Annotated in this window: 26 protein-coding genes; 4 read left to right on the top strand and 22 right to left on the bottom strand. The window is 54.0% G+C overall.

The window, feature by feature from the left end; translation table 11 throughout:
• Positions 1-340: 340 nt before the first annotated feature.
• From hemG to hemE, 3 genes are read right to left on the bottom strand one after another with little or no spacing between them, the layout of a single operon-like run.
• Complete coding sequence (hemG, locus tag AC4G46_RS11575) at positions 341-1,792, bottom strand: protoporphyrinogen oxidase (protein WP_491128058.1); 1,452 nt, start codon at positions 1,790-1,792, stop codon at positions 341-343.
• Positions 1,789-2,739, bottom strand: coding sequence for a ferrochelatase (gene hemH, locus AC4G46_RS11570; protein ID WP_491128057.1), 951 nt, complete (start codon positions 2,737-2,739; stop codon positions 1,789-1,791). The genes hemG and hemH overlap by 4 nt, the downstream gene beginning before the upstream one ends.
• An 18-nt stretch (positions 2,740-2,757) precedes the next feature.
• A complete protein-coding gene (hemE, locus tag AC4G46_RS11565) occupies positions 2,758-3,819 on the bottom strand; it encodes a uroporphyrinogen decarboxylase (RefSeq protein ID WP_491128056.1) in 1,062 nt (353 codons plus the stop codon).
• Positions 3,820-4,059: 240 nt separating this feature from the next.
• Between hemE and AC4G46_RS11560 the strand changes: the two genes are divergently transcribed.
• Positions 4,060-5,280 (top strand): MFS transporter, encoded by a 1,221-nt coding sequence (locus AC4G46_RS11560; RefSeq protein WP_491128849.1) that lies wholly within the window; start codon positions 4,060-4,062, stop codon positions 5,278-5,280.
• Positions 5,281-5,296: 16 nt separating this feature from the next.
• On the opposite strand, the gene AC4G46_RS11555 is transcribed toward AC4G46_RS11560, so the two are convergent.
• Positions 5,297-5,926: an O-methyltransferase gene (locus AC4G46_RS11555; RefSeq protein WP_491128055.1), complete on the bottom strand. Its 630-nt coding sequence runs from the start codon at positions 5,924-5,926 to the stop codon at positions 5,297-5,299.
• A 191-nt stretch (positions 5,927-6,117) separates the two neighbouring features.
• On the opposite strand from AC4G46_RS11555, the gene AC4G46_RS11550 reads away from it, so the two are divergent.
• Positions 6,118-7,257 carry a THUMP domain-containing class I SAM-dependent RNA methyltransferase gene (locus tag AC4G46_RS11550; protein ID WP_068727920.1) on the top strand — a complete coding sequence of 380 codons (1,140 nt, stop codon included), beginning with the start codon at positions 6,118-6,120 and terminating at the stop codon, positions 7,255-7,257.
• A 110-nt stretch (positions 7,258-7,367) separates the two neighbouring features.
• On the opposite strand, the gene AC4G46_RS11545 is transcribed toward AC4G46_RS11550, so the two are convergent.
• The 5 genes from AC4G46_RS11545 to AC4G46_RS11525 form a co-directional block, all read right to left on the bottom strand.
• Positions 7,368-8,192 (bottom strand): aldo/keto reductase, encoded by an 825-nt coding sequence (locus AC4G46_RS11545; protein WP_491128054.1) that lies wholly within the window; start codon positions 8,190-8,192, stop codon positions 7,368-7,370.
• A 296-nt stretch (positions 8,193-8,488) separates the two neighbouring features.
• Entirely contained in the window at positions 8,489-8,731 is a 243-nt protein-coding gene (locus AC4G46_RS11540) for a YuzB family protein (RefSeq protein ID WP_039871963.1), read from the bottom strand.
• Positions 8,732-8,770: 39 nt separating this feature from the next.
• Positions 8,771-9,073 carry a HesB/IscA family protein gene (locus AC4G46_RS11535; protein ID WP_039871960.1) on the bottom strand — a complete coding sequence of 101 codons (303 nt, stop codon included), beginning with the start codon at positions 9,071-9,073 and terminating at the stop codon, positions 8,771-8,773.
• Positions 9,074-9,208: 135 nt separating this feature from the next.
• Positions 9,209-9,460, bottom strand: coding sequence for a hypothetical protein (locus AC4G46_RS11530; RefSeq protein ID WP_068727904.1), 252 nt, complete (start codon positions 9,458-9,460; stop codon positions 9,209-9,211).
• A gap of 111 nt (positions 9,461-9,571) precedes the next feature.
• Complete coding sequence (locus AC4G46_RS11525) at positions 9,572-10,786, bottom strand: M14 family zinc carboxypeptidase (RefSeq protein WP_491128053.1); 1,215 nt, start codon at positions 10,784-10,786, stop codon at positions 9,572-9,574.
• A gap of 865 nt (positions 10,787-11,651) precedes the next feature.
• Here AC4G46_RS11525 and AC4G46_RS11520 point away from each other — a divergent pair.
• Positions 11,652-12,809, top strand: coding sequence for a hypothetical protein (locus tag AC4G46_RS11520; RefSeq protein WP_491128052.1), 1,158 nt, complete (start codon positions 11,652-11,654; stop codon positions 12,807-12,809).
• Between the two features lie 76 nt (positions 12,810-12,885).
• On the opposite strand, the gene racE is transcribed toward AC4G46_RS11520, so the two are convergent.
• The 5 genes from racE to AC4G46_RS11495 all read right to left on the bottom strand — a co-directional run bounded on the left by racE (position 12,886) and on the right by AC4G46_RS11495 (position 16,297).
• On the bottom strand, positions 12,886-13,692 hold the full coding sequence (gene racE / locus AC4G46_RS11515; protein ID WP_491128051.1) for a glutamate racemase: 807 nt from the start codon (positions 13,690-13,692) through the stop codon (positions 12,886-12,888).
• 347 nt (positions 13,693-14,039) lie between these two features.
• A complete protein-coding gene (locus tag AC4G46_RS11510; protein ID WP_491128050.1) occupies positions 14,040-14,501 on the bottom strand; it encodes a YtxH domain-containing protein in 462 nt (153 codons plus the stop codon).
• Positions 14,502-14,603: 102 nt separating this feature from the next.
• Complete coding sequence (locus AC4G46_RS11505) at positions 14,604-15,281, bottom strand: helix-turn-helix transcriptional regulator (protein ID WP_491128049.1); 678 nt, start codon at positions 15,279-15,281, stop codon at positions 14,604-14,606.
• A 73-nt stretch (positions 15,282-15,354) separates the two neighbouring features.
• A complete protein-coding gene (locus AC4G46_RS11500) occupies positions 15,355-15,795 on the bottom strand; it encodes a DUF86 domain-containing protein (protein ID WP_491128048.1) in 441 nt (146 codons plus the stop codon).
• Positions 15,796-16,009: 214 nt separating this feature from the next.
• Complete coding sequence (locus AC4G46_RS11495; RefSeq protein ID WP_068725332.1) at positions 16,010-16,297, bottom strand: Dabb family protein; 288 nt, start codon at positions 16,295-16,297, stop codon at positions 16,010-16,012.
• Positions 16,298-16,461: 164 nt separating this feature from the next.
• Here AC4G46_RS11495 and AC4G46_RS11490 point away from each other — a divergent pair, with 164 nt between their 5' ends.
• Positions 16,462-17,046, top strand: a complete 585-nt coding sequence (locus tag AC4G46_RS11490) for a helix-turn-helix domain-containing protein (RefSeq protein ID WP_068725334.1) — start codon at positions 16,462-16,464, stop codon at positions 17,044-17,046.
• Between the two features lie 98 nt (positions 17,047-17,144).
• Here AC4G46_RS11490 and AC4G46_RS11485 read toward each other — a convergent pair whose 3' ends face one another.
• The 8 genes from AC4G46_RS11485 to AC4G46_RS11450 form a co-directional block, all read right to left on the bottom strand.
• Positions 17,145-17,771 (bottom strand): class I SAM-dependent methyltransferase, encoded by a 627-nt coding sequence (locus AC4G46_RS11485; protein WP_491128047.1) that lies wholly within the window; start codon positions 17,769-17,771, stop codon positions 17,145-17,147.
• Positions 17,772-17,795: 24 nt separating this feature from the next.
• Positions 17,796-18,548 (bottom strand): GNAT family N-acetyltransferase, encoded by a 753-nt coding sequence (locus tag AC4G46_RS11480; protein WP_491128046.1) that lies wholly within the window; start codon positions 18,546-18,548, stop codon positions 17,796-17,798.
• Between the two features lie 22 nt (positions 18,549-18,570).
• Positions 18,571-18,990 carry a DUF6157 family protein gene (locus AC4G46_RS11475; RefSeq protein ID WP_491128045.1) on the bottom strand — a complete coding sequence of 140 codons (420 nt, stop codon included), beginning with the start codon at positions 18,988-18,990 and terminating at the stop codon, positions 18,571-18,573.
• A gap of 158 nt (positions 18,991-19,148) precedes the next feature.
• Positions 19,149-19,418, bottom strand: a complete 270-nt coding sequence (rpsN, locus tag AC4G46_RS11470) for a 30S ribosomal protein S14 (protein WP_491128044.1) — start codon at positions 19,416-19,418, stop codon at positions 19,149-19,151.
• A 41-nt stretch (positions 19,419-19,459) separates the two neighbouring features.
• Positions 19,460-20,650 carry a metal ABC transporter substrate-binding protein gene (locus AC4G46_RS11465; protein WP_491128043.1) on the bottom strand — a complete coding sequence of 397 codons (1,191 nt, stop codon included), beginning with the start codon at positions 20,648-20,650 and terminating at the stop codon, positions 19,460-19,462.
• Positions 20,651-20,687: 37 nt separating this feature from the next.
• Positions 20,688-21,551: a metal ABC transporter permease gene (locus AC4G46_RS11460; protein WP_491128848.1), complete on the bottom strand. Its 864-nt coding sequence runs from the start codon at positions 21,549-21,551 to the stop codon at positions 20,688-20,690.
• A complete protein-coding gene (locus tag AC4G46_RS11455) occupies positions 21,497-22,204 on the bottom strand; it encodes a metal ABC transporter ATP-binding protein (RefSeq protein WP_491128042.1) in 708 nt (235 codons plus the stop codon). Before AC4G46_RS11455 ends, AC4G46_RS11460 begins: the two co-directional genes overlap by 55 nt.
• A 345-nt stretch (positions 22,205-22,549) precedes the next feature.
• Positions 22,550-23,758: a GTP-binding protein gene (locus AC4G46_RS11450; protein WP_491128041.1), complete on the bottom strand. Its 1,209-nt coding sequence runs from the start codon at positions 23,756-23,758 to the stop codon at positions 22,550-22,552.
• Positions 23,759-23,781 lie beyond the last annotated feature (23 nt).

Here is a 23,781-nt window from a genome sequence, read left to right as displayed (position 1 = left end):
GATTTTTCCCTTTGAGGGTACCAGTAAGCGGCTCATGCGCGTGATTCAAAGGGATTTTTCCCTTTCATGGAGCCAATCAGCGGCTCATGTGCGTGATTCAAAGGGATTTTTCCCTTTCATGGAGCCAATAAGCGGCTCATGCGCATGATTCAAAGGGATTTTTCCCTTTCATGGAGCCAATAAGTGGCTCATGCGCATGATTCAAAGGGATTTTTCCCTTTCATGGAGCTGGTAAGCGGCGCATAGGCGGATTCAACGGGACTTTCCGTTAATCTGACCCGGCCACGCCCGGATGGACAAATACAAAAAAAACGGTGAAGCCTGGCTTCACCGTTTCTCCTTATCTGACCGCCGGCTCAAGCTTAGGCTGGTTATGTAAACCGGCAGCGGCGGCCCCGGCGGCCTCCTTCGCCTGCCTGATGCAATCCGGCAGGCCGATGGCATCATAGCCTGCTCCAAAAGCGTATACGCCGGGCAGCTTCTGCCCCAGCTCACTGCGCAGGCCGGCAATCCGCGCCGGGTGGCCGACCGGATATTGCGGCATGGAACGGCGGAGCCGGGTAATCTCCGAGAATAGCGGTTTGGCAGTAATCCCCATGATTTCCCTCAGATCCTTCAGCACCAGCTCCGTCAGCGCCTTGTCGGGGAGCTCCACGTTCTGCTCATCCCCGGAGCGGCCGACATAGCAGCGAAGCAGCACCTTATCATCCGGGCTGGTATGCAGCCACTTGGTCGAGGTCCAGGTGCACGCCGTTATATTCCGTCCCTCTTTGCGTGGAACCAGGAAACCCGAGCCGTCATATTCAGTAACAATGTCCTTCTTGGCAAAGGCCAGTACTACATTGGCTACGGAGACATAGTTAACATCCTCCAGCGGTGCCACATCTACATGTGGACGGAGCAGGCCTGCGGCGGCAAAATCCTGCACGGTAACGAAAATATCATCCGCCTGCAGAACTTCGCCGCTGTCCAGCTGCACCAAATAACGCGAGGCTCCCGTTATTCCGCTCTCTTTAATAGCCGCTGCAGCCGTTCCGGTCCGCTGCTCAACATCGTGCAGCTCCTGTATCAGCGCCTGCACAAGACTTTGCAATCCACCCCGGAAGGTAAGGAAGGCACTTTTCTTGGTTCCGGTATGGGTCTCCACCGGCTTGCGGCCGGTGGTCATTCCCCGGATCAGGCTTCCGTACTTGCGCTCCACCTCTCCGAATTGCGGGAAGGTTGCCTGGAGGCTGATCTTGCGCATATCGCCGGCATAAATTCCGGCCAGCAGCGGCTCGGTCATGTTCTCCAGCACCTCTGTCCCCAGGCGGCGCTCGATCAGCTCGCCCAGCGACTCGTCCTCCTTGCTCCGGCGCGGCGGGAGCACGAAGTCCAGCATGGCCCGCATTTTGCCGCTGAAGGAGACAAGACCGCTCTGCAGAAACGGCTTAAGCTCGGTTGGAATACCAAGGACAAGTCCGGCAGGCATCGGATGCAGCTTGCCTTTTTGCAATATGTACGTCTTCTTGGCATTTGGATTGGTAGTCACCAGCTCATGATCAAGCTTCAGCTCCTGGGCCAGCTCGACCATTGCTGTTTTGCGGGCCAGAAAGGAATCCGGGCCTTTCTCGATAACGAAGCCCTCACGCTGCAGCGTCTCAATTTTGCCGCCCAGGACGTTTTCCTTTTCCAGGAGCACGATGTCGGGCTGCACCCCCGCCTCCCGGTAATACTTGCGCACATAAAAAGCGGCGCTGAGGCCGCTGAGGCCTCCGCCGATAATCACGACTTTGCGGCGGGAACCGGTCATGGCTGGTTCACCTTTAATTCTCCCGCTTTGGCACGGACCACATCGCTGAGAACAGACATATAGGCCGGATCGCTGTTCAATGACTCAATACGCATGAGCCGCAAATCCAGCTCGGAAGCCAGATCCTGAGCCTCTATGTCCAGATCGTACAGCACTTCGAGATGGTCGGACACGAAACCGATCGGTGCCGACAAAACATATTTCACTTCGCTCTTGGCCAGCTCGCGCATGGTATCAAGAATGTCCGGACCGAGCCACGGCTCAGCCGTTCTTCCCGCACTCTGCCAGGTGAACTGCCAATTGCTCACACCCGTCCGGTCAGCAATGGCCTGCGAAGTCGCAAGCAGCTGATCCACGTAAGGATCACCCATTGCCAGAATACGTTCAGGCAGACTGTGGGCACTGAACAGCACCCGTACATCCCCGCGCGCCGCACCAGTCTCTTCGAACTGGTCCAGCTTTGCCGTCACCCGGCGGCTGAGCACATCAACCAGCTCAGGATGCAGGTGGTAGCTTTCCACGAATTCCATGATGATTCCGCAGGCTTCCGCTTTTTCTCGGGCCCGCTTAATATAAGTTCCAACACTCATAACCGAATAATGCGGGGCAAGGACGATGCCAACTGCCTGACTGATGCCGTCACGTACCATCTCCTCCACGCCGTCCTCGATAAAAGGCTTGGCATGCTTCAGTCCCTGATAGCACACATATTCTACATCACCGCCGGATTTGTTCAGTGCATCCTGCAGTGCTTCAACCTGCCGGTTCGTATTTTCCCGCAGCGGAAATACGCCTCCGACAATCGCTTCATAGCGGTCCTTCAGCTCCTTGAGCTGTTCTGCTGTCGGGGCATGCCCGCGCCGGATATGAGTGTAATACGCCTCAACTCCGTCCAGGCTCTCGGGTGTGCCGTAGGACATCACAAGTACACCAATTTTTGCAGTCATGGATTCCAGCTCCTTGTATTAGATTTGCGGCTTGGCCGCCTGTTGCAGCGCCTGCTTCGAATAGTCATGGATATATTCCGTCAGCTCTCTTAGGGTATCCAGCGAAGCCTCGGGAAATAAGCCGTGTCCCAGGTTAAAAATATATCCCGGCTGCTGTATGCCCTCGTCGATCAGATCCTTCGCCCGCTCCTTAAGCAGCTCCATCGGTGCAGTCAGCAGGTAAGGATCGAGGTTGCCCTGAACGGCAAAGCCCTCTCCGATTCTGCGTCTGCCCTCAGTAAGGCTTACACGCCAGTCCAGTCCGATTACATCGGTCTGCAGTCCCTTAAGGCTAGGCAGGAGTTCTCCAGAGCTGACGCCGGGAAAATAAATTTTCGGTACATCAAGATCCGATAATTCGGCAAAAATACGGGAAATCGTTGGCAGCACGTAGCGCTCGAAATCACGCGGGGCCAGCGCTCCTACCCAGCTGTCGAACAGCTGGAATGCCTTGCCGCCGCTTTTTACATGGGCCCGCAGGTAAGCAATAACCATATCGCCCAGCTTATCCATCAGCTTTTCCCAGACACGCGGCTGGCTGAACATCATTTCCTTGGTCCGGTGATAGCTCTTGGAAGGTCTGCCTTCTATCAGATAACTGGCAATCGTGAACGGAGCGCCGGCAAACGTAATCAGCGGCACATCAAGCTCCTTGTCCAGAATAGCGATGGTCTCCAGCACATGGCTGAGATCACCCTCCACATCAATCGGTTTCAGCCGGTCTACATCGGCAGCGGTCGCAATGGGATTCTCGATGACCGGGCCGATATTCTTAACGATGTCGAACTTCACACCGATTGAAGCGACCGGATTCATAATGTCGGAATACAGGATAGCCGCATCCACACCCAGCTTGCGCACGGGCATCAAGGTTACTTCGGCCGCAAGCTCCGGCTGGCTGCAAATTTCGAGCAGCGAATATTTCTCCTTGATTTTACGGTACTCGGGATCATAACGGCCGGCTTGCCGCATGTACCATACGGGAACGTGGTCCGTCTCCTGCCGTCTGCAGGCGCGGATAAAAGTGTCATTGTAGGTCATGATAAGATCTCCATTAGATTTAGATTTGATAGGATAGTTGCACACGCATATAACTTATTATGCCCCTTTTAAAAGATGGTAACAAGCGTTCTCACCCGCCCTAGAATGACAATCCAATGACATTACTATGACAAGTGTTGCACCGGAAAGAGGAAAATATATGATATACTGATAGAATGTCAATTTTTCGTGAATTTTTTCGCAAATAATCTGAATCTGCTGAAAGGAAGTGAAAGCACTTTGAAGAATTGGGAGACCTGGAAAATCAACCTCATGGTGCTTTGGTTTGGCCAGTTTCTTGTAAATGCCGGTATGACTATGATTACCCCGTTCCTGTCGCTTTATCTCGCCAAAGATTTGGGTGTCACGGGTGACAGGGAGATCGGCCTCTGGGCCGGACTTATTTTTGCCGCAAATTTTCTGACCTCATTTATATTCCAGCCTCTGTGGGGCAAGCTTGCCGATAAATACGGCCGCAAAATCATGCTGCTGCGCTCCAGCTTCGGTATGGCCATTGTCATTGTGCTGATGGGCTTCGCCCAGACCCCGATGCAGCTATTGCTGCTCCGGCTGCTGAACGGGACGATCTCCGGCTTCAATCCGGCCTCTATCGCCCTGGTGTCAGGGACGACACCCAAGCACCGCATGGGCTTTGCCATGGGCCTGATGCAGTCCGGCTCGGTGGCCGGGACCATCCTGGGACCGCTCATCGGGGGCTTGCTTGCTGACTGGATCGGCTTCCGGCCGATTTTTTATGTTGTCGGTGCCTTGCTGTTCGTAGCTTCACTGCTCGCCTTATTCCTGGTAAAAGAAAAATTCAACCGTATTGAGGCTGCCAAAGTTCCGCAGGTGTCTGTACTTGAGGGCTTTAAGGAGCTGGCCAAGGTTCCGCAGCTGCCTGCATTGTTCGGTGTTACCTTTCTGCTGCAGTTTGCGATGATCAGCCCGATGTCGCTGCTGCCGATCTATGTGGAGAAGCTGCACGGATCAGCCGTTAATATCGCCTTCTGGGCGGGAATGGTCAGTGCGGTAACCGGGATCTCTAACATGCTGGCGTCACCGCTATTGGGTAAGCTAAGTGACAAGGTCGGGGCCCATCGCATTCTAACGTATGCACTGATTGGAGCGGCGCTGTTCTTGATTCCGCAGGCTTTTGTGACGAGTGTGTGGCAGCTGATTGTGGTCCGGTTCTTGATGGGGGTGTTCATGGGGGGGCTGCTGCCGAGTGTGAACGCGCTGATCCGCTCCTATACCCCTGACGGGAAAGAAAGCAGGGCCTTCGGCTTCAACAGCAGCACGCTGGCCCTGGGCAATATGCTTGGTGCGGTAATCGGCGGTTTTTTGTCGGGTTATATCGGAATCGAAGGCCTGTTCATTATCTCCGGCGCCTTCCTGCTGATTAACACGGTCTGGGTGCGGCTTAAGCTGTACAAACCCGGCCGGCAGCAGTTGTTCCGCTAAGGCCCGGTTGTGATGCTTACTTCACCATTGCCAGAGCCAGGCCGTCATAGGCAGGCAGGAGCGTGCTGGTCAGCCGTTCATCGCTGGCAATCATCTCGTTGAACCGGCGCATCGCCTGTACGGCCGGCCCGTTCTTGTCCGTATTCAGCGTGCGTCCCCGCAGGAAGATGTTATCTCCGGCGATAATCGCCCCCGGTGAGGCCATCCGGATCGCATACTCCAGATAGTTCGGATAGTTTTCCTTGTCCGCATCGATGAAAAAGAAATCAAAGGTCCGGCCCTCCGCTTCGAGCAGCTGAAGACTGTCCAGCGCGGGGCCGATTTTGTATTCGGCGTTATCAGCGAAGCCCGCCTTGGCCAGATGGCTCTGGGCCAGCTGTGCATACTCCGGCTTCAGCTCAAGCGAGGTCAACAGCCCGCTGCCGGCAAAGCCGCGGCACAGGCAGATGCCGCTATATCCGCCCAGTGCGCCGATTTCCAGAATGCGCGTGGACCGTGAGAGGCGGACCAGCATCGTCAGCAGCCGGCCATAGCCGGGGGCGATGGACACCTCGGGCATCCCGCTAGCGGCGATCGCTTTTTTTACCTCCACCAATAATTCATCTTCTGTGTACAGCAGTTCACTGTATTCTTCCTGATTTTGCATATGTATTCTCCTTATCATGTTGTGAAGTCCCGCTCATTCCCCTATACTGAAAAGGATTGGCTAGGCCAAGCTTTACTAAGCGTATGCATGTATGGGATAAAGACGGTACAGGGTACCTCTTTGCTTATCTGCTTTTCTTATTGTACTGGCTGGGTGCAACCATCTACAAGCTAAACGGAGTTGAGCGCATTTTGGGTAAATTACAACTGATCGCCACCGCCCCTATGGGGTTGGAGGCTGTAGTAGCACGCGAATTGAACGAATTGGGTTATGAGACCACCACCGAGAACGGACGGGTGTTGTTCAGCGGGGATCTTATCGATATCTGCCGCTGTAATTTATGGCTGCGTACCTCTGACCGGGTCCTGATCAAAATGGGCCAGTTCCCTGCACGGACCTTCGACGAGCTGTTCGAAGGCGTCAAGGCTATTAACTGGGAGGACTGGATTCCCGAGAACGGGGAATTCCCGGTGGAAGGACGTTCACACAAATCCCAGCTTACCAGCGTACCTGCCTGCCAGGGGATTGTCAAGAAGGCGATTGTCGAGAAGCTGAAGCAGTCGTACCGCACCGAGTGGTTCCCGGAGAACGGGCCGCGTTATGTCGTTGAAGTCATTCTGCTGAATGACATCGCGTTGATTACACTGGACACCACCGGTCCTGCACTGCACAAGCGCGGCTACCGCCGCCAGGCAACCGAAGCACCGCTGAAGGAGACAATGGCGGCCGCTCTCATCCAGCTCAGCCGCTGGAACGGCCACCGTCCGCTGTACGATCCGTGCTGCGGCTCCGGCACGATCCTGATCGAGGCGGCGATGATCGCCTGGAACATCGCGCCCGGACTGCGCCGTTCATTCCCGTCCGAGCACTGGCCGGAGATTCCGAAGCGCCTGTGGGAAGAAGCCCGCGATGAGGCCTTTGATGCTGTACGTGACGATTACCCGCTGCAGCTGACCGGTACGGATATTGATCCGGCTGCGATTGAAATCGCCGAAGCCGCTGCCAAGAGCGCAGGTCTGGCCGGCGAGATAACATTCAAGCATATGGCCGCCGCCAAAGCCCGCCCTGAAGGCGAGTATGGCTGCATCATCACGAATCCTCCTTACGGCGAGCGCATCAGTAACGACAAGGAAGTGGAGAAGCTGACCCGCCAGTTCGGCGAGATGATGCTTTATCTGCCGACCTGGTCCTTCTTCGCGATCAGCCCCTACAAGGAATTCGAGCAATACTATGGCCGTAAGGCGGACAAGCGCCGCAAGCTGTACAACGGCCGGATCGAATGCCAGTACTATCAGTACCTGGGACCGCTCCCGCCGCGCAATCCTCAATAAGGGATTAGACAAGAGCCTTAGACCACCGCAGCTTTGCTGTTCGGGTCTAAGGCTCTTTTTGATGCTAAATGTAAGTTGTATTTCAAAGCTCTGCTTAGTTGTTCCTTCTGCTAGAACATCAGCTTGTCCGGGTCAGTCCCGATCCGCTCACCGGCATCCAGCGCGCTGATTGCACTTACTTCTTCAGCCGACAGCTCGAAATCAAAGATTTCGCTGTTCTCCTTGATCCGGGACGGGGTGACCGACTTCGGAATAATCACGATCCGGTTCTGCAGCCCCCAGCGCAAAATCACCTGGGACACGGTTTTGCCATGCTTGCCTGCAATACCCTGCAGCAGCTCGTTATCCTGCAGTCTGCCCTTCATCAGCGGCGCCCACGCCTCAATCTGGATCTGGTGCTGTACGCAGTAGTCATGCAGCTCCTTCTGGATAAACCGCGGGTGCAGCTCCACCTGATTGACGGCAGGCACGATACCGCTGTCCTTGCGCAGCTCCTCCAGATGATGAATCTGGAAATTGCTGACGCCGATTGCCCGCACGCGGCCTTCTTCATACAAGCGCTCCAGCGCACGCCAGGTGTCTTTATATTTATCCTTGCCAGGCCAATGAATCAGGTACAGATCGATTATATCAAGACCTAGCTTCTTGCAGCTGGTGTCAAAAGCTTGTAGCGCCCGGTCATAGCCCTGATCAGAATTCCATACTTTTGTAGTAACGAACAGGCTGTCACGCGCCACTCCGCTTGCTGCAATCGACTGGCCTACCTCTTCCTCATTGCCATATACTGCTGCAGTATCGATGCTCCGGTATCCCAGCTCAAGTGCGGTTGTTACCGCATTAGCCACCTCGGCTCCCTCTGCTTTGAACGTGCCAAGACCAAACCAGGGCATATGAACCCCGTTATTCAGAACCGTGCTGCCATTAAGATGCTTCATACCGTTTCATTCCCTCCTCGAAAATTGGCGGCTGCCGCCTATGTAAGTAGAAACGGCTTTGCCGTCCTTTAAGGGACGGTATCCGTTTCTGCGAGAAATATAAGGATCATTTATAATGGGCAACCTGGAAATCCTTATATTTTAAAAAACCAATCAACAACCTGTCCATTATAACACGAGCCGCAGCACGTTCCCAAATGAGGGAGCTTTCTTGTATGAAACAGAAAAGGCCTCCGCCCGAAAGCGGAGACCTCAGAACAGGCACGCCGGCACATCCGGCAGCCCGAAATCTGAAATTATTCTTTAACTGCCGCCGGCTTCTTTACAAAAGCTTCCGCCTTCGCCAGCACCTCATCCTCGGTAGGAGCACTTACATAACGTCCGTTAATATAGATAAAGGCCCGTTTGCCGCAGGGTCCGCAGTAGGACTTGCAGCCGACTTTGATCTCCGCATCCGGAGCCATCTTGCGCAGCTTGGGCATAATCGTCTTCATTCTGGTGTGATTGCACTGATCACAAATCTGTATTTCGTTAGCCATGGAGCAACCCTTCTTCTTGTCCTTATTTACAGCGGCGGTTTAGTGGTCGCCGTGATTGCCTTTGGACGGATTAGTGATGACAAAGCCTTCTTCCGGGAGATACAAGTAATCGATCTTTACACCGTCCAGCAGCGGCTGGTTCGGATCAAGGATAACATCGATGTCTTTGTCGGTGGAAACCACGATGTCATTCTCTTTAGGCGTGTCCAAATCCAGACCATAGTGGGCGTGGTCGCCGTGTGCATGCGTAATCGCTACGCGCAGCTTGAGTTCGCTGTTGCCTTCAAGTTCCATGGTTTTTTTTATCACTTTAGCCGCGTTGCGGGTAATTTTGACGTTCATCCTCATCCATCTCCTTTTGCATCTACTTCAAAACCTCAATAATTCATTTTAAGGAAAGTAGCCTGCAAAAGCAACCTTCCCGGACAAATAGAAGAGCGTCTTATGACGGATTTCGGACAAAAATTCTTTAAACTTTCATCTTCCGCTCCGGAGCGCCGGATATTTGCGGTCCATACGCGAGACAAACCAGCCCATCACCAGCATCGTTACCCCTATATCATCAATCGGCATAAAGGGCATCACATCCGGCAAAATCCAATACAGGAGCACGGGAATCGTAAAAAGCAGCTTGTCCCCCATTGTGACTGCAGGCGAGCTGATATACCTCCAGGTATTGCTGAATATATGAGACCACTGTTTCAGCGACAGCAGTTTTCTTAGTTTCATAGATTAAGTTCCTCCCTTTCCGCTAAAAAAGGACACGGCCGCGAAGCAATTGAGATTAGATTTGCGGCCGTACCCTTTGCTGTTATATTACGCAAATTTGCAGCTATTGTTTCAATTTTTATGCAAATTCGAAAGAATTTCCGCGATAATAAGTCCGGTTTCCAGGGCAGCGTCATCGTAATCCGCCAGCGGAAGCGGGTTTTTGCCGGTCCCAAGCTCAACCGTGAAGCCTGGCCTGCGGAACTGCTGGATGAACCAGTCCTTATATCCGGCATCGCTTCCGGTAAGCTCAACCGCCCGGTAGCCGCTTGCCGCCGCCAGCCGCGCCGCCAGCTCCCTGCTTCCGGGAGGCTCATAACCCCGGTAGTTCCAGTAGATTTCAGCTCCCTGACTGTGCAGGGAGACAGCTGCTTCGCCTGGATACCGCCCGGCCAGTGCGGCAAGCGCCGCTGCTTCAGGCTCGCTGAGCGGTGCAGGTCCGCTGTAGTCACGCGGTGCAGGGCCGGGAATCTGCCGCCGCTCGCGTTCCTCCTCCCAGTGGGCCGGGAACTGGTCTCCGAGATCCACTCCGCGGATGTTGGCCTTCCAGTGGCGGAAGCTGCGGCGGCCGCAGTTCCATTTCATCAGCTCCGCGTAACAAGGATGATCCGGCAGCGCCCCTTCCTGCACCAGCTCCACACCATCCGGGTTGGCCATCGGCACCGCCCACACCGTCCAGTCCCGGTACCACTTGGCGGGATCATGCCCGTTCCAGCCACTGCCGGTTGCATAGGCTTCCGCATACTGCTCTATGAATGACATCAGGCAGGGAGAGGTCAGCCATTCATTGGCATGCAGCGCAGCATTTACGTGCAGGTTACGTGAGCCATTGCCGATCCTCAGCAGATGCAGGGGCTTACCTAGTACGCTACTTCCAATGCTGCTGGCGGTGATAAAGGGGTATTTTTGCGTCAGCAGCCTGATATCCTCATCGGCCTGGACGGGGCCATACTCACCGTTGACGGCCACTATACTGCCCGATGCGGATTGCGGAATAACCAGCATTTTGCCCGGACTGCAATAACGGCCGGTGGTAACCCCCGGATTCAGCAGCTCAAGCTCAGCTATATCCACTCCGAACAAGGCAGCGATGGACGCCGCATCGTCGCCTTCCTGTACGGAGTACCGTTTACGCGGTGCGGAAGGCAGGAACAGGACCTGCCCCGGGTACAGGTAAGGCTGCCTCCCGGCCCACGGGTTTCCTTGAATGACATGCTCCGGTGTAAGTCCATGCCTGGCGGCAATCCGGCTAACTGTATCTCCCTTGCGGGCAATATATTGCTGCATATGCCTCATCCTCTCAGACCCTCTAGTTGCCGTCATCCCTGCCAAGTCTAAGGGACACAGGCTCCCTTTATTGTATGCAGGCCCTATCACCCGGCATGAACGAAAAGCCCCCGGATGGCCTGACCACGATGAAAAAATGTAACCGCATTTAAGTGGCGGGAAAGAAATAAAGGGAGGCGGTGTTGGGGGGATTGTCGGGAGATGTGCTGGCGGCAGGGAGTGTTACAGGGAACTGTTAAGGGCAGGAGGTTGCGCGGGGCAGGTGCCGAGGAGTGTGCTGAGGGCGAGGATTGCGCGGAGCAGGCGCCGAGGGCTTGTGCTGAGGGCGAGGATTGCGCGGGGCAGGTGCCGTGGGGTGTGCCGAGGGCTTGGGTTGCGCCGGGCTGGCGCTGAGGGGTTGTGCTGAGGGCTTGGGTTGCGCCGGGCTGGCGCTGAGGGGTTGTGCTGAGGGCGAGGATTGCGCCGGGCTGGTGTCGGATTGCGGCGGACTCAGCAATGGTAGTGCTATTTTTCAGAGATGGGTTGGTACGAAAGGTGGTTGTAGCGGGTGTTGGGAATGGTCTGATAGTAGCTAGGGTGTGGTTAATAGGGAAGCGGTAGTTTATTGAGACAATGTTTGCGGCGGATCGTTAGTTTTGTTGGGAATACTCCTTTCCACGATATTAGCTCGCATTCGGTCTATGACAGGCATTGTTACCATTAGCCCCGAGGAGGCTGGTTCGGTAGCTAGAATGGCTGTGTTTGGCAGGACGTTAGTCCGGTATCTGGAATGGGTCTGTATGGCAGGGCACTGGTTCGGTTAACTGGAATAGTTTTTTGCGGGGTGTTGGTTCGGGTAGCTGATACAGGCTAGTTTGACATTGCGTTGGTTCGGGTAGCTGGAATGTGCCTGCTCTGCGAGACGTTGTATAACGGCGGTATCGAAATCAAAGGCATTTTTGCCCTTCATTTCGCACATTTACCCGTTCCGCCCGAAATCAAAGGCATTTTTGCCTCTCATTTCGCACATTTACCCGTTCCGCCCGAAATCAAAGGCATTTTTGCCTCTCATTCCGCACATTTACCCGCTTCGCTCGAAATCAAGGGCATTTTTGCCTCTCATTTCGCAAATTTACCCAATTCGCCCGAAATCAAAGGCATTTTTGTCCTTCATTTCGCACATTTACCCGTTCTGCTCGAAATCAAAGGCATTTTTGCCCTTCATTTCGCACATTTACCCGTTCCGCCCGAAATCAAAGGCATTTTTGCCCTTCATTTCTCACATTTACCCGTTCCGCTCGAAATCAAAGGCATTTTTGCCTCTCATTTCTCAAATTTACCCGCTTCGTCCGAAATCAAAGGCATTTTTGCCTCTCATTCCGCACATTTACCCATTTCGCCCGAAATCAAAGGCATTTTTGCCTCTCATTCCGCAGATTCGCCCAATTCGCCCGAAATCAAAGGCATTTTTGCCCTTCATTTCGCACATTTACCCGTTCCGCTCGAAATCAAAGGCATTTTTGCCTCTCATTTCGCACATTTACCCGTTCCGCTCGAAATCAAAGGCATTTTTGCCTCTCATTTCGCTCATTTACCCAATTCGCCCGAAATCAAAGGCATTTTTGCCTCTCATTTCGCACATTTACCCGTTCCGCTCGAAATCAAAGGCATTTTTGTCCTTCATTTCGCACATTTACCCACTTCGCTCGAAATCAAAGGCATTTTTGCCTCTCATTTCGCACATTTACTCGCTTCACCCGAAATCAAAGGCATTTCTGCCCTTCATTTCGCACATTTACCCGTTCCGCTCGAAATCAAAGGCATTTTTGCCCTTCATTTTGCTCATTTACCCGTTTTGCTCGAAATCAAAGGCATTTTTGCCTCTCATTCCACTCACTCCTCCCACTCCTCTCACTTCGCACACTCGCCCGCTTCTGCTAGAAACAAAGCTACGTTCCTCTTCCTCATTCCTTTTCCATTTCCTTTTCCTCTTACTCTTACTCTTACTCTTACTCTTACTCTTACTATTCCAACATACCCTTAAATACAAAAAAACCGGGATAGCTCCCGGTTTAATGCCTTCAACTTTAGAGGTTTGTCCCTATTCCAAACACCTCAGCTTACAAAGAGGACACCTGCCAGACTACAGGCGTCCGTTTAAGCTGCTCGCCGAGCCAGTCACGGGCAATCCGCTGGAACATCTCGGCATCCCCGCTGCAGAAAAACTGGTGAATCGGGGTTTCATCTCCCCGCGCCAGCTGGCCTTTGTCATAGAGAATCGTGCTGATCTCCCGCGCCGTTTCATCCGCCGAGCTGATCAGCTTCACTCCCGGACCCATCACTTTGCCAATCGGTTCTATGAGAAAAGGATAATGTGTGCAGCCGAGAATCATAGTGTCGATAGGCTCGTATTTGATGCCGTTCAGCGACTCTGCTACCGCAATATGGCTCTCCTCGGAACGGAACATGCCCTGCTCCACAAAGGGCACCAGCGCCGGACAAGCCTGGCTGACCACCTCCACGAACGGGGACAGCTCCTTCAGCGCAGCGGTATACGCCCCGCTCTTGATCGTACCAACCGTCCCGATAACACCGACCCGGCCGGTTTTGGTGGCGCTGATCGCGGCGCGGGCTCCGGGATGGATCACACCGATAACCGGAATGGACACCTTGGCCGAAATATAATCCAGCGCTGCTGCTGTTGCAGTATTACAGGCAATTACTATCATTTTAGGATTGAATTGAATTAAATAGTCAACGATTTGTTCAGTGAACAATTTCACTTCTTCTGTCGAACGGGGTCCGTAAGGGGCACGGGCAGTATCACCGAAATAAATGATTTTTTCCCTGGGAAGCTGTCTCATGACTTCCTTGACAACCGTAAGCCCCCCCACACCTGAGTCTAGTATAGCTATAGCCTGCTGCACGAACACACCGCTTCCTTTTACTTGTTTTGTGTAGCTTATGTAAGGTCAGACACAAGTGTACCTGACTTTGAGCCCCAATTGCAGATAATACTCTTTTTAGGGCTCCAGTTCAAGGAAGGATTAAAAATACCCCCACAAAGCAGGGCCTTGAAAGAAGCTGACATAGATACTTTGCCCGGACCCCGGAAACATATAAAACCGCCTCCCGCAAGGTATGCGAGAAGCGGCGTCAAGCGGCCGGAGGCCGGCTTCAGCCTATTTATTTGGAACTCAGCCAGCCTTATTTTCCGGCAAAGGGAGCAGCCGGTTCCCCCAAGTTGACCACATACCGGCTGCCCTGCCTGATATTAGAGAACGCCGCCCTTGTCATCCTTTGCAGCAGATTCCTCTTCCAGGACAGCATCCGCAGTGTCTCCGGCATCCGCTACATCCTGCGCATCCTCTGCAGCAGCCGAAATAATTTCTGCGGTTTCTGCCTCATCAAGATTCACGGCAGCTTCTTCGGCAGCAATGCCGCTAACCACGGCAATCTCTTCCTCCGCATCAATCTGGGTATACTGCTTGCTCCATTCCTTCACTTCGCTGACGACGGATTCCACTGCGTCCTTGGCTTTCCCGTACAGCTCTGAGCTTTTTTCACCTGCTGCACCCGCAATTTCCTGCACTTTATCAATGGCACCGTTCGTTCCGTCCACAATGTCCTGGCGCAGCTCTTTTCCCGGTTTAGGGGCGAACAGCAGCGCAGTCACTGAACCGACCACACTACCTGCCAGAATTCCCCACAGTAAGCTTTTGGTATCCTTTTTCATCGTCAATCTCTCCTTTGGATTCAAAGTGCCTCTGCCCGTCACCCCGGGCGTTCGCCTAGTTCTGCTATATCATAAGCATAGAGAGTTTGTCCTGTGACTGGTTCAGGAAGACTTTTCGTACGATTTGTCCCGTTTGGCCGGATGACCGGGATCCGGTGTAATCGCATACCGGCAGCACTGGCCGCCTTCAGCCATACATTCGCTGCGCGTCACCTTTGCCCCGAGCAGCTCCTCGAACAGGCTCTGTTCACACTGGCAGGCTTTGCGGTACTGGGATGCAACCTGGCGGATCGGGCAATTATACTCCCGCATCACAAAGCTGCCGTCCTCCTCCTTGCTCCACTCGGCCATGTATCCGCCGGAATTCTGGATCGAGGACAGCTCAGCCACCCGTTCCTCCAGATTCCGGTTTTCCATCATCGGCGTGTACTGGGCAAGCATCCGCCTGCGCCGGCCTTCAAACAGCACATTGACCGCCTCAATCCCGCTAGTATGATCCAGCTCCCGCAGCAGCTCCAGCGCCAGATTGTGATAGGTTTTGGGAAAATGCTCCTCGGCCCGCTCCGTCAGCGAATACACATGCAGGGGCCTGCCCATTGCCTGGCGGACGACTCTGGTTTTGGCCAATGATTCCTGCTCCAGCTGCAAAACATGACGCCGGACCCCCATTTCGGTAATCCCCAGCTCCTCGGCCAGTGCGCCGATGGTCATCGGCCCCTTCATTTTGAGCAGAGTCATTATATTGCGTCTTGTCGAACCGCTCTCCTGCCCTTTTTTCATGTTCAGGCACCTCCTCTCCTTGCGGCTTGTAAGCCGTGTATTCCAGCTCTGCCGTTCCTACGACGGATACGGCTCAGACCGTCAACTCAGCACCCAGCTCCTGATCCAGATACCGGCGCACTTCCAGTGCGAAACGGTCCAGAACATCCGGAACGCGTGCGGTCAGCGGGTGCAGCCTGCTCCGTTCCCAGACATAATAATCCTGCACCAGCGGCTTGCGGAGCGCTACCAGTTCGATAAGGGTATCGTAGATTCCGCTGTCCCCGAGCACTTTTTCGTCATTGATAATCGAGATGATATCCTCATAGCTTCCCGCATCGCGCATAATGAAGCCGTCAATCAGGCAGCTTCCGACATCCGTCACTACCTCGATCCCCAGATGCAGACAACGTTCCTGCACAAGTCCGTTTATAATGCCCCCATCCCAGGAATCCGCAGCACTGCGCAGACCGGCCCCGATCGCGGGAATCTGATCCAGTATATTCTCAATTTGCTTCCGGTTAACATAGTACACAGCTGAACCCTCCAAGTCAGGTGGTATGGAAGAATGTTAATGTGCTATACTTACTTGCCGCGTCTGCCCCGGCGTTTCAGCCAGAACAGCATGATAAAGCAGGCGGCCAGAAAAACGACCAGGTACGTCAATGCTTCCATCGGATATTCAAGCTCACGCATTTACATCCCCGCTTCCGGTATAAAATGGGAACCCTGCCGCAGCCGGCAGCTCTTTAGATTTCGTAGTCCACAGCGACAGAAAGCTCTTTAACCTCGTTAATGTGGGCAATAACTTCCTTATGGGCCGGGTGAACCTGGTAAGCCTGCAGATCCTCCAGTGAGGCAACGGTGGTCACCAGTGCGATGTCAAAAGACCGCTCCGAATGAATCACATCAGCACCAACCTCAATGGAGAGCAGCTGCGGAATCTTTCCTTCCATGTTGCGGAGCACTCCGACAGTAGTGGCCACACTCTCCGGAGACCGGTCTTTCAGTTTGAAAAATACGATATGCTTGATCATCTATTTCGCTCCCTGCTGTGAGTATTGTAAATTTGATTACTAAAAATATATCATAACGGTAACACTTCTGAAAGAAACTTAACCCCCATGTCAGCAATTACAGCATTAACCATTGCAGCGTACCGGAAAGTATTGTAGTATAACGTTAAAAATTCGGAGGAAGTATGCCTAAGAATCAACAAGAACCTCACAAAATTCAGGCCTGGTCTCTGATCAACCGCAAATATCTTGGACAGGGCGTACGTGTAAAACGGTTCCGCAGACCTAAGCGCAGCCAGATCCGCAACCGGGTGCTGCTGGCCGTTCTGATGGCCAAGGACATTAAATTATCCAAGCTTGCAGAAGAGCTCTCAGTCTCCTCGCGCAGTGTAAGCGCCTGGGTATACGAGGGACGCATCCCTTCCAGAAACAATCTGGACAAGGTCTGCCGTCTGCTGGGCTATCCGTCCCATATCCTGTTCAACGAAGCACTCCTGCGGCAAAGTCCGATTGTCTGCCAGCCTACCCCATCACGCTTTATGAAAAGAACGCTTGCCCATTCTCCGCAGAATAACGTTATTCTGACAGGGCTGTGCATGGTGTATGACTTCTCTGTAACCGATGTCAGCATCTGGATCGGCGTCCACCCGGGCACCTTCCGCAAGTGGCTGCACCAATGCCATCTTCCAACTCTGGCCCTGCAGGAAAAGGCAGAGAGCTTTTTCCGGATTCCGCGGCATATTTTATTCGCTGATTGTGAGCTGAGATAGCGGACAAAGCGCCCGGATGCTCGTTTTTACACCTTGGTGACGACTATACTTAAGGCCCTTCTTTCTATAAAAGGAGGGCCTATTGGCGTCTTTCGCGGTCAGTCTGGTTTGCGTGCGATGATGTACCGCAGTATGTATTCATGGGCTCCGCCCTGGCTGCTGTGCAGACACTCGGGGAATGATCCGGTCTCCCTAATTTCGGTTCCGGCAAAATGGTTTCTCAAATCAGCATCACTGAAGAAGTGGGCATACTTCGCTTCCTTGTACTCATAGGTCCCCGGTTCAAGCCTGCGGCCGCAGCCGTTGTTCGAGTCTTCATCGGAAAAGCTGGTGAAATACAGCAGTCCGCCGGGCTTCAGCTGGGCAAGACATGCGGCAATCAGCTGCCTGCGCTGCGCCTCCAGAAATAAATGAAGCACATCGTAGCAGTATACGGCATCCACCTGTACACTCAGCTGCGTCTCCAGCGCCGATCCGGCAAAAAAAGTAGTCTTCGGGTCCCATTCCGCCGCCAGCTCCAGGGCTTCCGTACTCATCTCAATCCCGTAGGTTGTGAACCCGGGCGAGAACACTTTGGTGTTGCGTCCATAGCCCGCACCGGGAACCAGTACCGATTCCACACCTTCCGCCCTAAAAAGCTCCTCCGCCTGCCAGGCCGACGGACTAGGCTCACTCCCCCATATCATGCCTTCCCGGGCAAAACGCCCGCTCCAATATTGTGACATGGCTATCTCCTTTGCTGTAGGAATCTAGTCTTTAATCCTATACCAGTATTGATAGACTTCTTTATAGCCCAGCTTGTCATACAATGCGGAAGCGCCGGCATTTGCCAGCACCACCTGCAAAAATGAAGCTGACGCCCCCTGCGAACGCCCCCATTGCAGCAGTCCGAGAATCAGCTCCTCTGCCAGTCCCTGCCTGCGGTATTCGGGTGCCGTAATGATATCGTACAGCCCGATATATCCATACTGTATTACACCAAGGCCGCAGGCTGCCGGCACGCCGTCCTTAAGCAGCAGCGCATATCCCTGCTGCAGGCTGGATGCGGACAGCATCCGGCACAGGGTATCCGTCTCTGTTCCGGACAATTTCGCCTGGCGGGAGAAGGCCGCGAGCCATTCCTCTGTCAGATGCCCGCTGATTACAAGTGTATGCCGGCTCTGCAGCGGCGGCAGCTGCTCCAGATCACGAGTCCGCACAGATGAAGGGCTATCTATCCGGTAGCCCAACTCCTCCAGCAGATTATCCAGCCCGGCAGGGCGGATGTAGGGGGTGATTTTGAATACCGTCTGCAGCCCAGCCCGCTCATAATACTGCTCAGATAGCAGGATTTTCTGCCTCACATCAAGGCCATGCTCCATCTCTGCAGGCCCGTATAAAGGATTAACGGAATTCGACCGTTTCGTATAACCCGAGGCTGACCGCAGAATCCAGCCCTCGAGCAGCACACTTTGTTCCGCAGGCCAGGTGTTCAGGGTCAGCTCTTCAATATTTTTATACACAGACGCATTCTCCTTTCGGGCTCTAGCCCCGTTTGCTCCGCATCGCATTCAGCAGGGTAAGCCCGCTGTCCTCGCCGGTAGTATAGCGGTCATATTCCGGCGATTCCATCGCATAGATGGCAATTCTGCCCTCTGCATCAAAATGGACGCCCCAGCCGTAGCGCTTCGGCAGCATGGACGCGCGCAGGCAGGGATGCTTCCTGGAGAAAAGCTCTGCCCATATTTCAGCCCGGCGGGAGATGCGCTCCTCCTCGGAAATTTGCTTGTGGCGCACATGGACCTCATACAGCAGCTCCTCATGCGTATAGCGGTAGGGTTCTTCTGCAAGCAGCTCATACTGGATGATATGTGCAGGCAGCTGCGGCTTTGAGGTGACCGGTATGATACCTGTCTCTACCGGACAATCTGCCGCGACGCGGATAAACGTATTAACATAGCTCATTTTCCCGCCTCCTTTCCTCCTATCTTAGTTTACCTGAACGATCAGGTAAAGGGATTCACATACAGCAAAAACAGCCATTGCCGGAAATACCGGAAATGACTGTTTCTCCCTTATAACAAGCTTAATGTCTTGTCTTAAGGCTGCTGACGTACCGCCAGCTACCAGCTGGATTTGGTGACGCCGGGAATCTGACCCTTCAACGCCAGCTCACGGAACACAATCCGGGATACCTTGAATTTGCTCAGGTACCCTCTTGGCCGGCCTGTAACAGCGCATCGGTTCTTCTGGCGTGTCGGTGAGGAATCGCGCGGCAGCTTCTGCAAAGCCAGATAATCTCCCTTCGCCTTCAATTCTCTGCGTTTATCCGCGTATTTGGCGACCAGTTCCTGGCGCTTAAGCTCTTTTACCACTTTTGATTTCTTTGCCATACGTATGAACTCCTCTCTAATCCGGTTAAAATCCGGCTGTTCTATTCATTTAATGCTATCTTCAGCGCTTCAAGATTCTGGCGCATAACGGATATATAATCCATATTACTGCTGCGTTCTTCATCTGTAAGACCTTCAATCGGGTTCAGAACGGCTGTCTTCGCTCCAATTTCCTGGGCAATAGTTTCGGCTACACTGGATGACACCAGGGTTTCGAAAAAGATTGTTTTTACATCGTTGGCCTTGGCAAACTCAACAATTTCAGCCATCTGGGCAGCAGAGGGCTCCTGCTCCGGAGACAGGCCGGCAATCGGCACCTGAGTCAGGCCGTATTCCTTGGCAAGGTAGCCGAAGGCGGCATGCTGGGTTATGAAATCCTTCCGCTTGGTACTCGCCAGCCCGTCTTTGAAGTCCTTATCCAGCTGCTCAAGCTCGGCAATATAGCTGTCGGCATTCGTTTTGAATGCAGCTGCATGCGCCGGGGCAGCTGCGGCGAGCGCTGCTTCAATGGTACGCACCTCCTGTATCGCGAGGGAAGGGGCCAGCCAGACATGGGGATCAAGTCCGCCATGATCGTGAGTATGGCCTGCTTCAGCATGGTCGTGCTCCTCACCGGCATGGGCCTCATCCGCGTGCTCATGGTCGTGCTCATCAGTACCATTTGCTTCATCAGCGTGCTCATGATCGTGGTCCTCAGTGCCGTGGGCATTTTCAGCATGCTCATGATCGTGCCCCTCAGTGCTATGAGCTTCTTCCGCGTGCTCATGATCGTGACCGCCTTCTTCCCCTTCGGCGCTTTCCATAATATCCAGCCCTTTGCTTGCCTCAACAGCAATCAGCTTGCTGCCTGAGGCACTGTCCAGTACCTGGGCGGTCCAGCTCTCCATTCCGGCTCCGTTATAGATGAGCATATCTGCGTCTGTAATCCGGGCCATATCCTGGGCTGTCGGTTCCCAGTCATGCGGCTCGACACCTGCCGGTACCAGAAGCTCCACATCGGCCAGATCACCGGCAATATGGCGGGTGAACTCATACATCGGGTAAAAGCTTACTTTGATGTCCAGCTTGTCAGCGGGAACCGCAGCCGTATCAGCAGCGGCTGTATTTGCGTTACCGCCAGCGTTTGTGGCAGCCGCATTGCCAGAGGGACTGTTATTGCTCCCGCAGCCCGCGGCAATAAGCATGGCCGACAGGGACAGGACGGCAAGATGACGGATTTTGAACGTTAGCATAATGAGGTGTGACACTCCTTTACTTCTATTATGTTTTCTATATTTCCTGAACGGATTTCCCGCTGTGCAGGGGACTCCGGTATTTACTGTGACGGCGTTTCAGCCTGATCAGCTTTTGTGCAGCAATGGCTGTCAGCAGGAACAGCAGCAAAATGAGCGCAATCGTGCCTCCGGGAGGCGTATTTATATAGTAGGAGGCGGTCAGACCGCTGAACACGCCGAGCAGCCCGGCAGATACCGCAATTAGAATGGCGGTGGTGAAGCCGGAGGCAATGCGCAGGGCGAGTGACGCAGGGAGAACGATCAGCGCAGATACCAGCAGCACACCAACGACAGGCATGGCAGCGGCAACGGTCATGCCTGTAAGCACCGCGAACGAAAAAGACAGCAGTCCTGTACGGACACCGCTGATGCTGGCAGTCTCCTCATCAAAAGTCAGGCTATAGAGCGGCCGGCGCAGCACAATGAAATACACCAGTCCAGCGGCCGCAACAATCGCGATAAGCCTCAGCTGGGTATCGCTGACGGCGACTATGGAGCCGAACAGGTATGAGCTGAAGCTTTTGCTCAGATTCTGCTTCAGACTCATCAGTACAACAGCCAGTGCGAGCCCTGTGGTCATGATAATAGCTACGGGGAGCTCACTATATGTACGGTAAGAACGGCGGAGCTGCTCAATGACCAGGCCACCGGCAACCGCGACGGCAAAGCCGCTGAGTGCGGGATTAAGCTGGAGCACCGAGCCGAGTGCCACTCCGGCAAGCGACACATGCGACAGGGTATCGGCCATTAGCACCTGGCGGCGCAGCATCAGATAGACCCCAAGCAAGGGGCCAATAATGCCGATTAGCCCCCCGGCCCAAAATGCGCGCTGCATGAATTCGTAACCAAACATGTCCAGCCCTCCTCCTCCTTTCGTTCCAGACTGATTACACTGTCCAGATAGGCACCAGCTTCTTCCAGACCATGTGTAACCATAATGACCGTCCGGCCATGCGCATTTACATAATGGCGCATCAGCTTATAAAAGCCAGTGCGGCTGGCCGCATCCATCCCGGTTGTCGGCTCATCCAGCACCAGCACCTGCGGCTGCTGGGTCAGTGCCCGGGCGATACAGATCCGCTGCTTCTGCCCGCCGGACAGCTCGCCGATCCTGCGGTTTCGGTAATCCCACATCTCCACCTGCCGCAGACAGCGCTCCACCAGCTCATCCTGTTCCCTGGTAAAACGCCGGAATAATCCAAGCTGCCCGTAGCAGCCGGACCGGACCAATTCAATAACAGAGCTCGGAAAACCAGAGTTAAACGAAGAAATCTGCTGCGGAACATAGCCAATATTCAGCTTACCGTCTGCTGTCAGCTCGCCGTTCAGTTCAACCGTTCCGCCCCACGGCCGAAGCAGGCCCAGCATCAGCTTGAGCAGAGTCGTCTTCGCCGCCCCGTTCGGTCCGGTGATACCGATGAATTGCCCGGCTTCAATATCCAGCGAGAGACGGTCGATGACCGGCTCTTCACCATAACCGAACACTACATTACGCATGGATGACAATATCATGGAACCACCTCCTTCTTCGCCGCTAGTCTGCTGTCTGGTTTCTGCCCTCCGCTTCGCATTAGTCCACTCCGGACGTTAAAAGGGAGCTCAGCAAGCATTTATTAGTAATTATTACGCTTAACTTTAATGAGTTTATCGTAATAATTACGATTTGTAAACCCGTAAAAAAAATAAATGTAAATGTTGCGATTAGCCATCATCTATGGCTTTCAAACTAGAGCGGCTCTAAACCGGCAGCTGAAACACCTTGTCATACACGGCTTCCGCGATTGCGGAGCGTTCACCAGCGTTACAGGGCTTTGATCTTTACCGTTTCTAATCCATTCCAATCCCAAGTAACAGCTGCTACTCCTGCCCCGCAGCCAGCAGCTCCTCAGACGGCCAGGGCAGCGGATTATTGAACTGCTTCCAGTCCTGACCCATCTCCTCAGCGGTCAGGAGACATCTGTCGAGCCGTGTTTCCAGCGCAGCCCGGTCCATCCCGATGCCGATGAACACGATCTCATTCATCCGGTCGCCCCACTGCTCATCCCACCGTGCCTTCACATCCGGCTCAGTCTCCAGCACCTCCACCTGCTGTGCTTCCGGCAGCGTCGCCAGCCAGTATCCGGCCGGGCCGAACTGGATCGACGGGCCGGCCTGGCTCAGGGTTGCCGCCAGATCGCCCTTAGCGGCAATCCAGACCAAACCTTTGGCCCGCACCACTTCTTCCGGCCAGTTGCTGAAGAAGAAGCTGAGCCGCTGCGGATGAAACGGCGCTCTGCGACGGTAGACGAACGAGGCGATGCCGTATTCCTCCGTCTCCGGTGTATGCTCGTCCTTGTTCAGCTCGGCAATCCAGCCGGAGGACATGCTTGTTTTTTCGAAATCAAACCGGCCGGTATTCAGAATTTCTTTAGGATCAACCACACCCTTAACGGTGCGGATTATTTTGGCAGAAGGCTGCAGCCTGCGCAGTACGGCTTCCAGCTTGTTCAGCTCCTGCTCCTCCACCAGATCGCATTTGTTCAGCAGCAGCACATCGCAGGTTTCAATCTGGTCGATCAGCAGGTCGACGATATCACGGAAGTCATTGTCCCCAGCGGTCATACTGCGGTCAATCAGACTGTCTCCGGATGCAAAATCATGCCAGAAGCGGTTCGCATCAACCACCGTGACCATCGTATCGAGTCTGGCCAGCTCCGTCAGATCAATATCCAGTTCCGGATTGGCGTAAGTGAAGGTCTGGGCCACCGGCACAGGCTCACTGATCCCGGAGGATTCAATCAGGATATAATCGAACCGGCCTTCGGCAGCCAGCCTGCTTACTTCACGCAGCAGATCGTCGCGCAGGGTGCAGCAGATGCAGCCGTTGGACATCTCCACCAGTGTCTCTTCTGTCCGTGACAGGGTGTTACCGGACTTCACCAGATTGGCATCCACATTCACTTCACTCATGTCATTTACGATTACTGCCACCTTCAGGCCATCTCTGTTCTGCAGGATATGGTTGAGCAGTGTCGTCTTGCCGGAGCCGAGATAGCCGCTCAGCACGGTTACAGGTATTTTTTTCATGGTTAAGCCCCTTACTGTATTAG

Source organism: Paenibacillus sp. fava2, from assembly GCF_058313675.1.
This window is presented reverse-complemented; position numbering and strand designations above follow the sequence as displayed.

Excerpts from the sequence above, each read along its gene's own strand:
- AC4G46_RS11535 (WP_039871960.1), bottom strand. The coding sequence starts at position 9,073 with ATGAACGTCAAAATTACCCGCAACGCGGCTAAAGTGATAAAAAAAACC.
- AC4G46_RS11555 (WP_491128055.1), bottom strand. The coding sequence starts at position 5,926 with ATGCAAAATCAGGAAGAATACAGTGAACTGCTGTACACAGAAGATGAA.
- AC4G46_RS11450 (WP_491128041.1), bottom strand. The coding sequence starts at position 23,758 with ATGAAAAAAATACCTGTAACCGTGCTGAGCGGCTATCTCGGCTCCGGC.
- hemG (WP_491128058.1), bottom strand. The coding sequence starts at position 1,792 with ATGACCGGTTCCCGCCGCAAAGTCGTGATTATCGGCGGAGGCCTCAGC.
- AC4G46_RS11505 (WP_491128049.1), bottom strand. The coding sequence starts at position 15,281 with ATGAAAAAAGGGCAGGAGAGCGGTTCGACAAGACGCAATATAATGACT.
- AC4G46_RS11455 (WP_491128042.1), bottom strand. The coding sequence starts at position 22,204 with ATGATATTGTCATCCATGCGTAATGTAGTGTTCGGTTATGGTGAAGAG.
- AC4G46_RS11475 (WP_491128045.1), bottom strand. The coding sequence starts at position 18,990 with ATGAGCTATGTTAATACGTTTATCCGCGTCGCGGCAGATTGTCCGGTA.
- AC4G46_RS11530 (WP_068727904.1), bottom strand. The coding sequence starts at position 9,460 with ATGAAACTAAGAAAACTGCTGTCGCTGAAACAGTGGTCTCATATATTC.
- AC4G46_RS11510 (WP_491128050.1), bottom strand. The coding sequence starts at position 14,501 with ATGAAAAAGGATACCAAAAGCTTACTGTGGGGAATTCTGGCAGGTAGT.
- AC4G46_RS11540 (WP_039871963.1), bottom strand. The coding sequence starts at position 8,731 with ATGGCTAACGAAATACAGATTTGTGATCAGTGCAATCACACCAGAATG.
- AC4G46_RS11525 (WP_491128053.1), bottom strand. The coding sequence starts at position 10,786 with ATGCAGCAATATATTGCCCGCAAGGGAGATACAGTTAGCCGGATTGCC.
- AC4G46_RS11545 (WP_491128054.1), bottom strand. The coding sequence starts at position 8,192 with ATGAAGCATCTTAATGGCAGCACGGTTCTGAATAACGGGGTTCATATG.
- AC4G46_RS11465 (WP_491128043.1), bottom strand. The coding sequence starts at position 20,650 with ATGCTAACGTTCAAAATCCGTCATCTTGCCGTCCTGTCCCTGTCGGCC.
- AC4G46_RS11485 (WP_491128047.1), bottom strand. The coding sequence starts at position 17,771 with ATGTCACAATATTGGAGCGGGCGTTTTGCCCGGGAAGGCATGATATGG.
- hemE (WP_491128056.1), bottom strand. The coding sequence starts at position 3,819 with ATGACCTACAATGACACTTTTATCCGCGCCTGCAGACGGCAGGAGACG.
- hemH (WP_491128057.1), bottom strand. The coding sequence starts at position 2,739 with ATGACTGCAAAAATTGGTGTACTTGTGATGTCCTACGGCACACCCGAG.
- AC4G46_RS11490 (WP_068725334.1), top strand. The coding sequence starts at position 16,462 with ATGCCTAAGAATCAACAAGAACCTCACAAAATTCAGGCCTGGTCTCTG.
- AC4G46_RS11495 (WP_068725332.1), bottom strand. The coding sequence starts at position 16,297 with ATGATCAAGCATATCGTATTTTTCAAACTGAAAGACCGGTCTCCGGAG.
- rpsN (WP_491128044.1), bottom strand. The coding sequence starts at position 19,418 with ATGGCAAAGAAATCAAAAGTGGTAAAAGAGCTTAAGCGCCAGGAACTG.